At 67.0% G+C, this 11,820-nt stretch carries 12 protein-coding genes and 2 pseudogenes; 7 read left to right on the top strand and 7 right to left on the bottom strand.

Annotated features, from left to right (window positions below; genetic code table 11):
* Window positions 1-312: cytochrome P450 (locus R1101_RS0108325; RefSeq protein ID WP_081494056.1), on the top strand; the 312-nt coding region annotated here is incomplete at its 5' end.
* Between the two features lie 87 nt (window positions 313-399).
* Here the strand turns inward: R1101_RS0108325 and R1101_RS30915 are convergent.
* The 5 genes and pseudogenes from R1101_RS30915 to R1101_RS0108305 form a co-directional block, all read right to left on the bottom strand.
* Window positions 400-646: pseudogene (locus R1101_RS30915) on the bottom strand (SDR family NAD(P)-dependent oxidoreductase); the annotation flags it as partial.
* The gene (locus R1101_RS0108320; protein ID WP_016932980.1) at window positions 643-1,671 is read right to left on the bottom strand and encodes a phosphotransferase family protein; all 1,029 of its coding nucleotides are present in this window, start codon (window positions 1,669-1,671) and stop codon (window positions 643-645) included. The gene R1101_RS0108320 and the pseudogene R1101_RS30915, both read right to left, overlap by 4 nt.
* Window positions 1,668-2,879: an acyl-CoA dehydrogenase family protein gene (locus R1101_RS0108315; protein WP_016932979.1), complete on the bottom strand. Its 1,212-nt coding sequence runs from the start codon at window positions 2,877-2,879 to the stop codon at window positions 1,668-1,670. Before R1101_RS0108315 ends, R1101_RS0108320 begins: the two co-directional genes overlap by 4 nt.
* 90 nt (window positions 2,880-2,969) lie before the next feature.
* Window positions 2,970-3,596 (bottom strand): TetR/AcrR family transcriptional regulator, encoded by a 627-nt coding sequence (locus tag R1101_RS0108310; protein WP_016932978.1) that lies wholly within the window; start codon window positions 3,594-3,596, stop codon window positions 2,970-2,972.
* A 66-nt stretch (window positions 3,597-3,662) separates the two neighbouring features.
* Complete coding sequence (locus R1101_RS0108305) at window positions 3,663-4,790, bottom strand: NDMA-dependent alcohol dehydrogenase (protein WP_016932977.1); 1,128 nt, start codon at window positions 4,788-4,790, stop codon at window positions 3,663-3,665.
* Between the two features lie 152 nt (window positions 4,791-4,942).
* On the opposite strand from R1101_RS0108305, the gene R1101_RS0108300 reads away from it, so the two are divergent.
* Window positions 4,943-5,383: an SRPBCC family protein gene (locus R1101_RS0108300; protein WP_016932976.1), complete on the top strand. Its 441-nt coding sequence runs from the start codon at window positions 4,943-4,945 to the stop codon at window positions 5,381-5,383.
* 8 nt (window positions 5,384-5,391) lie between these two features.
* Here R1101_RS0108300 and hppD read toward each other — a convergent pair whose 3' ends face one another.
* A complete protein-coding gene (hppD, locus tag R1101_RS0108295) occupies window positions 5,392-6,597 on the bottom strand; it encodes a 4-hydroxyphenylpyruvate dioxygenase (protein WP_016932975.1) in 1,206 nt (401 codons plus the stop codon).
* A gap of 187 nt (window positions 6,598-6,784) precedes the next feature.
* Between hppD and R1101_RS0108290 the strand changes: the two genes are divergently transcribed.
* From R1101_RS0108290 to R1101_RS0108280, 3 genes are all read left to right on the top strand, one after another.
* The gene (locus R1101_RS0108290; protein ID WP_016932974.1) at window positions 6,785-7,294 is read left to right on the top strand and encodes an Lrp/AsnC family transcriptional regulator; all 510 of its coding nucleotides are present in this window, start codon (window positions 6,785-6,787) and stop codon (window positions 7,292-7,294) included.
* Between the two features lie 141 nt (window positions 7,295-7,435).
* Window positions 7,436-8,689 (top strand): Glu/Leu/Phe/Val dehydrogenase dimerization domain-containing protein, encoded by a 1,254-nt coding sequence (locus tag R1101_RS0108285; RefSeq protein ID WP_016932973.1) that lies wholly within the window; start codon window positions 7,436-7,438, stop codon window positions 8,687-8,689.
* Entirely contained in the window at window positions 8,682-10,148 is a 1,467-nt protein-coding gene (locus R1101_RS0108280) for an amino acid permease (protein ID WP_026003031.1), read from the top strand. The genes R1101_RS0108285 and R1101_RS0108280 overlap by 8 nt, the downstream gene beginning before the upstream one ends.
* Here the strand turns inward: R1101_RS0108280 and R1101_RS26175 are convergent.
* A pseudogene (locus R1101_RS26175) lies at window positions 10,130-10,291 on the bottom strand (VOC family protein); the annotation flags it as partial. The gene R1101_RS0108280 and the pseudogene R1101_RS26175 sit on opposite strands and share 19 nt — an antisense overlap.
* A gap of 166 nt (window positions 10,292-10,457) precedes the next feature.
* Between R1101_RS26175 and R1101_RS0108270 the strand changes: the two are divergent.
* Together R1101_RS0108270 and R1101_RS0108265 are read left to right on the top strand one after the other, a co-directional pair.
* On the top strand, window positions 10,458-11,072 hold the full coding sequence (locus R1101_RS0108270) for a dihydrofolate reductase family protein (RefSeq protein WP_016932970.1): 615 nt from the start codon (window positions 10,458-10,460) through the stop codon (window positions 11,070-11,072).
* 105 nt (window positions 11,073-11,177) lie between these two features.
* Entirely contained in the window at window positions 11,178-11,798 is a 621-nt protein-coding gene (locus tag R1101_RS0108265) for a class I SAM-dependent methyltransferase (RefSeq protein ID WP_016932969.1), read from the top strand.
* The last annotated feature ends 22 nt before the right edge of the window (window positions 11,799-11,820 follow it).

Raw genomic sequence — 11,820 nt, 5'->3', positions numbered from 1 at the left:
CACCACATGGCGGAATACTGGCCGGAGCCCGAACGTTTCGACCCCGAACGCTTCGCGGACCATCGACGCGAGGACAAGGTGCATCGCTACGCCTGGGAGCCGTTCGGCGGGGGCGTGCACAAGTGCCTCGGCATGCATTTCGCCGGGGCCGAGGTCACAGCGATCGTCCACCAGTTGCTGCTGCGCTTCGAGTGGTACGTCGACCCCGGCTACGTCGCCCCGCTCGACTTCACGTCGCTGCCGTTCCCGTCCGACGGGCAGCCGGTCGACCTGCGACTGCGGTCGGCCGGCCCCGACCGTCAGGCCGTGTAGAGGGTCGAGCGGTGTAGAGACCTGCGCCGACGCCGAGATACCGTTGCCGGATTCCTCGGCGTTGAGCGTCTCCACCAGTGAGATCGGCGCCTTCATCGAACCGAACACCTCGCGATGCGTCTCCACGGCACGGGCGGTGGCTTCCGGATCGGCGAGATCGGCTGCGACAGCGCGTACCTCCTTGGCACCCACCTCCCGCAGACGCTCGGCGACGCTCTCGAGGCGTTCCGCCCCGCGAGCGCTGATCGTCAGTGCGTAGCCGCGTTCGGGCGAGACGGGTTGCGATACCGAGGCCGATTCCCCTCGATGCTCCGGTCACGAACGCGCTGCTCACGCGTGGGCTCCCTTCAGTACTGCGAGTCCTGCTGCCACCAGGTCCGGCACGGCTTCCCCGGCGCGGTCGAAGCCGTCGCCGACGGTCGCTCCGGCACGCCACCGGTGGTGGATGCCCTCCGCGATGACGGCGAGCTTGAGGTAGGCCAGGCTCAGGTAGAAGTGCCAGTGGGTGATGTCGCGACCCGACGCCGTGGCATAACGCTGCACCAGATCGTCCGTTCCGGGGAGGCGATCGCTCGACCATGCGGCCGGGAAGCCGAGCACGTCGTCGAGGGCAGGATGCCGGTAGACGCACATCATCGCGAGGTCGGTGAGCGGGTCGCCGAGGGTGGACAGTTCCCAGTCCACCACCGCGACGACACGTCCCGTGTCGCTCGCGTCCAGGATGGTGTTGTCGATGCGGTAGTCGCCGTGGACGATCGTGGGAGCGGGTGACTCCGGAATCGATTCGGCGAGTGCGGCGTGCAACCGTTCGAGGTCGGGCAGCTCGCGGGTCTTGACGCGACCCCACTGGCTCGCCCACAGCTTCACCTGACGGGTCACGTAGCCGTCCGGTCGGCCCAGTCCCCCGAGACCGACGGCTTCGAAGTCGACGTTGTGCAGTTCGGCGAGGATACGCACGAGTTCACCGACACAGCGGTCGATCTCGTCGTCACCGAGCGCGTCGAGGTCGGCCTTGCTGCGCACCACACGTCCCTCGACGAAGTCGACGAGCGTGAACGGCGCACCCATCACCGACTCGTCCTCGCACTGGACGACGGTGGGTGCGACCGGCACACCGGTGTTCTTCAGTGCCGAGGTGATGCGGAATTCGCGGGCGACGTCGTGCGCCGACGGCGTCAGACCTGCGGTGGGCGGACGTCGCAGCACCCAGTGTGAGGTGTCGTCGAGGATGCCGTAGGTGAGGTTGGACCTGCCGCCCGCGATCAGCTCGGCGCGCAGTTCACCGTCGACGGCGACGCCGGAGTCGGTCAGGAACCGTTCGAGCGCAGCGAGATCGAGTCCTTCGTGTACCGCGGTCATTTCGCGGCCTCGCGGGCCGCCTTGCGGACGGCACCGACGGCGCGCTTGGCGATGGCCCAGCGGTGCACTTCCGACGGGCCGTCGTACACGCGGAACGGCCGGACCTCACGGGTGAGGCGTGCGATCGGAAGATCTTCGGAGACACCGAGACCGCCGCACATCTGAGCGGACCGGTCGACGATGCGGAAGATCGCTTCGGCGGCGAAGGTCTTGGCGATCGACGTGGCATTCGCGGCGTGCGAACCCCGGTCGAGTTCCCAGCACGCCTGCACGAGCAGCGCCCGGGTCGCCGCGATGTCGATCTCGTTGTCGGCGATCATCTTCTGGATCATGCCGAGATCGCCGAGGCGGGAACCGAATCCTTCGCGTTCGGCGACATAGCGGACGGCGGTGTCGTGACCGCGGCGGGCGGCACCGAGCCAGCGCATCACGTGCGTCATGCGGGCAGGTCCGAGACGCACCTGCGCGTAGGCGAAGCCTTGGTCGACCTCGCCGAGCACCGCCGAGTCGGGGACGAACAGATCCTCGAAATCGACCTCGCAGTGACCGCCGATCATGGAGCGGTCGAGGGTGTCGATATGGCGGCCGACCTTCAGACCTGCGGCGTCGGCGGGGGTGAGGAACATCGTGGCGCCGCCGCGCTGCCCGGGCTCACCGGACGTGCGGGCCATGACGATGAAGAATCCGGCACCGTCGGCACCGGTGATGAAGTGCTTGCGGCCGTTGATCTTCCAGCCGCCGGACACCTTCTCGGCGCGCGTGTTCAACGCGTTCGGATCGGCACCGGCACCGGGGGCCGGTTCGGTCATCGCGAAGGCCGAGCGCACGTCGCCGGCGGCCAGCGGTGCGAGGAACTGCTGCTTCTGCTCGTCGCTCGCGATGTGCGCGAGCATGTGCACGTTGCCCTCGTCGGGGGCAGCGATGTTGAGCGCGGTGGGGCCGAAGAGCGAGTAGCCCGCGGCCTCGAAGACCGGGGCGCGGTCGGACATGTTCAGGCCGTGGCCACCGTATTCGACGGGCGCGTGCGGAGCGAAGACACCGGCAGCCTTGGCAGCTTTCTGCAGATCCGTCCGGATCACGTCGCCGCCGGCCGCGGTGATGTCGCCACCGTGGGCGTCCTCGACGGGAAGCACTTCGTCGCGGACGAACTGCTCGGTCCGCGCGATGAGGTCCCGGACGTGGTCCGAGTAGGACAGGTCGACCGCCATACTGAGCTCCTTCCGTACCGACCGATCGATCGCTCGGTCAAGTTCACGGTGACATACCCTCACGATCGGGTCAAGCCCTGGGGTGCTCGGCTACGCCGCCCCGACCGCATTCCGCGCGACCTGCAGGTATCGGCGCACTATCTCGTCGGGAGACAACGAGCCGTCGGGCCGGTACCAGCCGGCCACCGCGACGCACATCGTCGTCACCGCGCGACTGGCGTCCTTCGGGAACGGCGTGGCGAAGGTGCCGTCGGCAACGCCGGCCTCGACGATCTCGTCGATCATGCGCTGCTGCTCGTCGCGTAGCGCGACGAAGGCCCGGCGGGCCTGCGGTTCCATGCTGCGCATCTCCGTGGACGCCACGAACGCCTGGTCGCGGCGGAACATGTGGAAGCGCAGCAGCGACTCGACGACCGCGTCGAATCGCTCGGACGGGCTGGGCCCGGCCTCGGCGAGCGCCTGCCTGCTACGGGCGAGCAGGTCGTGCAGCACGGTGGTGGTGAGCGAGACCAGCAGCGCCTGCTTCGATGGGTAGTGGTGGTACAACCCCGGTACCGACAGACCGGACCGCGACGCGACCTCGCGGATGGACGTGCCGTCGTAACCGCGTTCGGCGAACGCCTCGAGTGCAGCGGCGAGCGGCTTGGGCAGGTCGGCCGGGCCGTAGTGCCGCCACGACCCGACGTCGCCGGAAACCGGATCCTCACGCGTGTCCATGCTCAACACCGTAAGGGACGGTTCCGGCGACCTCGGCGCTCGCAGGAGCGGCAGCCGCTCGCAGGATCAGTAATCGTCCTCGCCGTAGAGGACGACACCGCGGAGGTTCTTGCCGGCGTGCATGTCGGCGTAGCCCTCGTTGATGTCCTCGAGCTTGTAGGTCTTGGTGACGAGGTTGTCGAGATCGAGCTGCCCGTTCCGGTACAGCTCGAGGAGCCTGGGGATCTGCGAGCGTGGGCCGGTGCCACCGAAGATGGCCCCCTGCAATCGCTTCTGCAGCAGCGTCAGCTCGAACAGGCTCATCGTCACCTGCGAGTCGGTGGCGTGGCCCATGCCCACGACGACGACCTGCCCGCCCTTGGCCGTGAGACCGAGTGCGGGACCGATGATGTCGCCGGTGATCTCGCCGACGGTGATGACGGTGACGTCGGCCATCTGCCCCCAGGTGATCTCGCCGATCACCGGTGCGGCCTCCTCGATCGATGCGAAGACGTGCGTGGCACCGAACTCCTTGGCCTTCTGCCGCTTGAATTCGACGGGGTCGATCGCGACGACGAACCGCGCACCGGCGTGCGCCGCACCCTGTACGGAGTTGATGCCGACACCGCCGACACCGATGACCACGACGGTGTCGCCGAGCTTGGTGCCGCCGATCTCCGTGGCCGAACCCCAGCCGGTCGCGACGCCGCACCCGAGCAGGGCGGCCTTCTCGAGCGGGATGTCCTTCTCGATCTTGATGACCGACGCCTCGTTGACGGTGACGTACGGCGCGAACGTGCCGAGCAGGCACATCTGCAGCACCGGGTCGCCGTTCAAGGTCGCGCGGTAGGTCTTGTCGGAGATGGCCTGGCCGGTGAGCAGGCCGGCGCCCTCGTCGCAGATGTTCTGCAGACCCTTCGCGCAGGACCGGCAGCGCCCGCAGGCCGGAATGAACGCGAGGACGACGTGGTCGCCCTCCTCGAGACCGCTCACTCCCGGCCCCACCTTGGTGACCACGCCCGCCCCTTCGTGACCGCCGAGGACCGGGAAGAAGGGAAGTGGTGTCGCGCCCGAGCGCAAGTGCTCGTCGGAATGGCACAGACCCGAAGCCGCGAGACGGATCTGCACCTCACCTGCTACGGGATCGCCGAGATCGATCTCCTCGATCTCCCACGGGCGGTCGATTCCTTTGATGATTGCTGCCTTCGTCTTCACCCGAGCCTCCTGAGCCGAAAGTGCATGTGACGTGCGTCACGAAATTCAAACACTTATCGAACAGGGGGGCAACGGGGTGCAAACCCCTTCCGGAGTGCGCAGTTAACCGCTACATTCGGTAACAGACAACTTCTCGTAAAAGGGCTACCGCCATGATTCACGTCCGCCACAGCGCCGTCGCAGACATCCCCGTCGACCTCGCGTTCTCCTACGTCGACGACTACCGGAACGTCCCCGACTGGATGTTCGGAGTGGCCCGTTTCCAGCCCGTGGGCGGGCAGGTCTCCGGCCTCGGTGCCGTCTACGACTCGACCATGCGGATCGGCCCCAAGGATCTCGACTCGCGTGTGGAAGTCGTCGAATGGGAACGCAACCGCACCATCGTCCTCGACTCGATCGCCGGATTCCGCGCCGCATCGTCGTGGACCTTCACGGACCTCGGCGACGCGACGCGGCTCGACGTCGACTTCGGCTACCGGCTGCCCGGCGGGATCGCCGGCCGCACACTCGGCATGCTCATCGAACCGATTGTGGGAACGGCGATCCGGCAGACCGAGCACGCGTTGCGCACGCGGCTCGGTCGGCTGATCTAGGACCGGACTCAGAAGTTGCCGCGCGCGGCCTGCTCCCGCTCGATCGCCTCGAACAGCGCCTTGAAGTTGCCCTTGCCGAAGCCGAGCGAACCGTGCCGCTCGATCAGCTCGAAGAACACGGTCGGACGGTCGCCGACGGGCTTGGTGAAGATCTGCAGCAGGTAGCCGTCCTCGTCGCGGTCCACCAGGATGCCCCGCTTCTTCAGCTCCTCGATCGGCACCCGGACCTCACCGATACGAGCGCGCAGCTCCGGATCGTCGTAGTACGCATCGGGAGTCGCGAGGAACTCCACGCCCTCCTCGCGCAGCGAATCGACCGCGGTGAGGATGTCGTTGGTGGCCAAGGCGAGATGCTGCGCGCCCGGTCCGCGGTAGAAATCGAGATACTCGTCGATCTGCGAACGCTTCTTCGCGATGGCGGGCTCGTTGAGCGGGAACTTCACGCGGTGGTTGCCGTTGCACACCACCTTGCTCATGAGCGCCGAGTAATCGGTCGCGATGTCGTCGCCGATGAACTCCGCCATGTTCGTGAAACCCATGACGCGGTTGTAGAAGTCGACCCACTCGTCCATGTGCCCGAGTTCGACGTTGCCGACGACGTGATCGAGCGCCTGGAAGATCCGCTTGGGCGCACCCTCACGCTTGCGGTAGGTCGAGGTGCGCTCGACGTAGCCGGGCAGATACGGACCGTTGTAGCGCGACCGGTCGACGAGCGTGTGCCGGGTGTCGCCGTACGTCGCGATGGCGCCGACGCGGACGGTACCGTTCTCGTCACTGATCTCGTAGGGCTCCTCGAGGACGGTCGCTCCCTGGCGCCGGGCGTGCTCGATGCACTTGTCGACATCCGGCACCTGCAGGGCGATGTCGACCACGCCGTCACCGTGGAGGCGATGGTGCTCGATCAGCGGGCTGTCCGGATCCACCGCACCCTTGATCACGAATCGCACGGCGCCGCTGCGCAGTACATAGGCGTGATGGTCGCGGTTGCCGGTGGTGGGTCCGGAATAGGCGACGAGTTCCATACCGTAGGCCGACTGGAAGTAGTGCGCCATCTGCGTAGCGTTGCCGACCACCCACACCACAGCGTCCCAGCCGCTCACCGGGAACGGATCCCGCTCACTGTCGTACTCCACGAGACCGACGAGGCGCCGGAGCTCCTCGGCGTCGAGCTGAGCGAGGCGTTCGCTGTCGGTCAGGGTGTATTCCAGAGTCATGGCTGCAACCTCCTGCCGCTCACTGCGGCACAGTTCGTTGTGTCGTGTGTCACCAGGAGAAACCCACCCGCCGGTGGGACGCAACGTCGCCTTCGGCAACTGGTCCGACTGACTCGAATTCGCCGGAATCCTTGTGCTCACCTATACAATCAGGCTAGTTTTCGGCGCTCGATGGGAAGGAAGCGCAATGCGCGAGCCCGTACAGCTGGACGAATTGGATTTCGCTCTCCTCGAGGCCCTGCATGCCGACCCGAAGGTCGGCGCGCTCGAGCTGTCCCGTCGCCTGAAGGTCGCGCGCGCCACCGTCTCGGCACGCCTGCGACGCCTCGAGGACACCGGCGTGATCGCCGGCTACGAACCCCGGATCAACCTCGCCGCAGCAGGTTTCGACGTGCAGGCGTTCGTGACGATGGAGATCGTGCAGGGCGCTCTCGAAGACGTCACCGAGGTCCTCGAACGCATCCCGGGTGTGCTCGAAGCGTTCGCCACCACCGGCGCGGGCGACGTTCTGTGCCGCATCGGGGCCGAATCGCATCTCGGTCTCCAGCAAACCCTCATCGAACTGAACCGCTCATCGATCGTCGCGAGGTCGACGAGCGTCATGGTGCTCTCGGAGGTCGTGCACTACCGGGCGATGCCGCTGCTCCGCACCCTCCAACCCGAACGATCCGCGAAAGCACCGGCCTACCGGCGGTGAGCCGATCACCGCCACAATCTCCTTCCGGCTAGCCGGATTGCACAGAAAAAAGCGCTTCGGGCGTCCGGACCCTCCGCACGCTGCACAGTTGACCGAGCCACAGTTGCGCAGGATTTGTTACTGCCGTCACAGTCGTTCGCCATGAAGAACCTGCTGACCCGATTCGAAGAAAAAGCCCCTGAGATCGTCTTCGAGTGGCACGACACCGAGACCACCGCCCGGGGCTGGGTCGTCATCAACTCGCTGCGGGGCGGTGCGGCCGGTGGCGGCACCCGCATGCGCCGCGGCCTCGACCGGCGCGAGGTGGAGTCGCTGGCGAAGACCATGGAGATCAAGTTCACCGTCTCCGGACCCGCGATCGGTGGTGCCAAGTCCGGTATCGATTTCGATCCGTCCGACCCCCGCAAGGAGGGCGTGCTGCGCCGCTGGTTCGCGGCAGTCACTCCCCTGCTGCGGGCCTACTACGGCACCGGTGGCGACCTCAACGTCGACGAGATGAACGAGGTCGTTCCGCTCACCGAGGCCAACGGCCTGTGGCACCCGCAGGAAGGTGTCGTCAACGGTCACTTCGGCAAGGACGAGCGCCAGCGCATCCAGCGGGTGGGCCAGCTGCGGCTCGGCGTCGCGAAGGTCGTCGAGGACGCGCGGTTCACTCCCGCCACCAGCACGAAATACACTGTCGCCGATCTGATCACCGGCTACGGTGTGGCCGAGTCGGTCCGTCACCACCAGCTCGTCTACCGGGGCAGCGACCTCGCGGGCAAGCGCGTGGTGGTGCAGGGATGGGGCAATGTCGGCGCCGCCGCTGCCTACTATCTCGCTCAGGCCGGCGCGTCGATCGTGGGCATCATCGACCGCGACGGCGGCATCCTCGAACCCGAAGGACTCTCCTTCGACGAGATCCGCACCCTGCTGCTCGAGCGCGACGGCAACGCCCTGCGCAGCGACCGGATGCTCCCCTTCGACGAGGTGAACGCCCGCATCTGGGATCTCGGAGCCGAGATCTTCCTGCCGTGCGCCGCAAGCCGGCTCGTCACCCGCGAGCAGGTCGACCGCATGGTCGCTGCGGGACTCGAGACGATCGCCTCCGGCGCCAACGTCCCGTTCGCCGACGACGAGATCTTCTACGGACCTACCTACGAGCACGCCGACAAGTCCGTCGCCGTGATTCCCGACTTCATCGCCAACTGCGGAATGGCCCGGGCCTTCGCCCAGCTCATGGAAGGCGACGTGGAGGTCTCCGACGCCGCGATCTTCGGCGATGTGTCCACCACCATCGAGACGGCCCTGCGCCGGTGCCACGACCGCTCGACCGAGCTCACCGGACTCGCCGCGACGGCCTTCGAGATCGCACTCGATCAGCTGGTCCCGGCCGGGGAGCGCATCGATGACTGACACCCTGGCTACGGTGACGACGACCGGCGCCCAAGGCCCCGCAGGGACCACGACGGGCGCCCAGAGCATCGCGGGCCTGCATCGCGCCATGCGGCCCCGCCAGCTCGTCATGATGAGCCTCGGCGGCGCCATCGGGGCCGGCCTGTTCGTCGGATCGGGGGCGGGTATCGCCGTCGCCGGCCCGGCGATCCTGATCTCGTTCCTGGTGGCGGCCGTTCTCGTCGTGTTCGTGATGCGCATGATGGGCGAGATGGCCGCGGCCAACCCCGCCAGCGGTGCGTTCTCCGAGCACACCGAGAACGCGCTCGGCCCCGTCGCGGGGCGCACAATCGGCTGGCTGTACTGGGTGCAGGTGATCATCGTGATCGCCGCCGAGGCCACCGGTGCCGCCGCGATCACCGCGGTGGCACTGCCCGGCATCCCCCAGTGGGCGTCCGCGCTGTTCTACATGGTCGTGCTGACGGGCGTGAACCTCGTCGGCGTCCGCCGCTTCGGTGAGGTCGAATTCTGGTTCGCCGCAATCAAGATCGTCGCGATCCTCGGCTTCCTGGTGATCGGCGTCGCAATGATCGCCGGGTGGATGCCCACCTTCGAGACGACCGGCTTCGCGAATCTCACGGCACACGGCGGGTTCGCGCCCACCGGTATCGCCGGTATCGCAGCCGGCCTGCTCATCGTGGTGTTCGCGTTCGGTGGCACCGAGATCATCGCGATCGCCGCCGCGGAGACCGCCGATCCCCGTCGCAACGTGGGCCGCGCGGTACGCACCCTGGTGTGGCGCATCCTCGTGTTCTACATCGGGTCGGTGCTCGTGATGGTGACGATCCTGCCGTGGACCTCCGAAGATCTCGCGACGGGTCCGTTCGTCGCCGTGCTGCAGGCCGGGGCCGTCCCGGGCGCTGCCGCGGTGATGACCGTGATCGTGGTGGTCGCACTACTCTCCTCGCTCAACGCGATGCTGTTCAGCGCTTCCCGGATGATCTTCTCGCTGTCGCACCGCGGATCGGCGCATCCCGTCTTCGGGCGCCTGTCGTCCAACGGCGTTCCGCGCAATGCGGTGCTCGCCTCGGTGGCGTTCGGCTTCGTCACGGTCGGACTGAACTATCTCTACCCCGACCGCGTGCTTCCACTGCTCCTCAACGCCGTCGGCTCCACGATCCTGGTGCTGTGGACGTTCGTCGCGGTCTCGCACCTCGTGCTCCGTCGTCGCGCGCGCCGCAACGGCACCGAGGACGCACTGCCGCTGAAGATGTGGGGCTTCCCGTACCTGTCGTACGCGACGCTCGGCCTGCTCGCCGGTATCGCGGTGCTTGCCCTGTTCGACACCGCCGCCCGCACGCAGCTGCTCGCGACCGGCGCGTTGACCGCAGCGATCGCCGGTACCTGCACGGTGCTGGCACGGCGACGCGCTGCGGCCGAGACGGCTCGAGCGGAGACGGTTCAGGGGCACCAGCCGTAGGGACGCGTGATGATCTCCATGAAGTGACCGGCGGGGTCGAGGAAGTAGGTTCCTCGACCCCCGTCGTTTCTGTTGATGCCGTGCGACGACTGCCGAGGATCGGCCCAGTGTTCGATCTTCTGCTCGAGGATCCGGGCGTAGATCTCTCGTCGAACTCCTTGTGGTCCCGCGCCTCCATGCCTGACGCAGTCCGTCATCGGCACGCGACGCTGCGTTCAGAAATACCTTCCGTGCCCGAGGGATGCAAGCGATGAATTTTTCACGGTCCCCGGGTCGGTACTCGTCGACGACCTTCGAAAGGGGACGACGATGAAGCTCACGGTGACGACCTTCGTATCGGCCGACGGTGTGGCCCAGGGACCGGGCGGCCCCGACGAGGACCGCAGCGACGGCTTCGACCGCGGCGGTTGGGTGGTGCCGCTGTTCGACGAGGACACCGGCACGTTCATCGACGAGGTGTTCTCGAAGGTCGATGCGTTCCTGCTGGGCCGGAACACCTACGACGTCTTCGCTGCGTCGTGGCCGAACTCGACCGACCCCGAGGACCCGGTCGCCCGTGCACTCAACACCCTCCCGAAGTACGTCGCCTCCACGACGCTCACCGACCCCGAATGGAAGAACACGACCGTCCTCGATGGCGACGTGCCCGCCGCGGTCGCGGAACTGAAGAAGCAGCCGGGACGCGAACTGCAGGTGCACGGCAGCATCCGTCTCGTCCACACCCTCTTCGAGCACGATCTCGTGGACGAGTACCGCCTCGTCACGTTCCCCGTGGTCCTCGGTCAGGGGCGGCGACTGTTCCCCACCGGGGGTCGCGACACGAAGTTGGATCTCGTCGACTCGCGCACCACTTCATCCGGCATCGTCATCACCGTGTACCGCCCGGCCGGACGACCCGAGTACGGACTCGCCGAAGTGGAGTGACCCGGCGACGGGCTGCGCTGAGTCCGCGTCGGGGGTTACGTTCGGCGACGCAGATGCCATCATAGAACGGAGCAGATCGGTACGCCACGAGGCGAAAGGACTGCCATGGGCCTCTACAACGATCACGTCGTACCGCGACTGGTGAACATCGCCTGCGCACCGTCGTTCACCGAGGCGAACCGGAAACGAGTGTGCGCCGGACTGAGCGGCCGCGTCCTCGAGATCGGATTCGGTTCGGGCCTGAACGTTCCGTACTATCCCACTTCGATCGAATCGGTCAGCGCCGTCGAACCCGCCGATCTCGGATGGAAACTCGCCGGTTCACGCATCGAGGACTCACCCGTCCACATCGAACGATCCGGTCTCGACGGGCAATCACTTCCGTTCGAGGACAACACCTTCGACAGTGCACTGACGACGTGGACCCTGTGCACCATCCCCGATGCCGACGCGGCCCTGCGCGAAGTACGGCGTGTCCTCACGCCCGGGGGCACGCTGCACTTCGTCGAACACGGGCTCGCCCCGGACGAGAGCGTCCGACGGTGGCAGCACCGGCTCGAACCGATCCAGAAGCGGATCGCCGGTGGTTGCCACCTGACACGACGGATTCCCGACCTCATCCGCGGTGCGGGCTTCGACATCCGCGAACTCGACACCTTCTACGAGGAGAAGACTCCGAAGCTGTTCGGTGCGCTGTCGCTGGGAGTCGCCGAGGCCGCCCGGTAGCCGGGGGGGAGATTGCGCCCAC

This window comes from Rhodococcus sp. R1101, from assembly GCF_000278445.1.
In the GTDB taxonomy this organism is placed as follows: Bacteria; Actinomycetota; Actinomycetes; order Mycobacteriales; family Mycobacteriaceae; genus Rhodococcus; species Rhodococcus gordoniae.
Note: the sequence above shows the minus strand (reverse complement) of the source record. Positions and strands in the feature narration are given on the sequence as shown.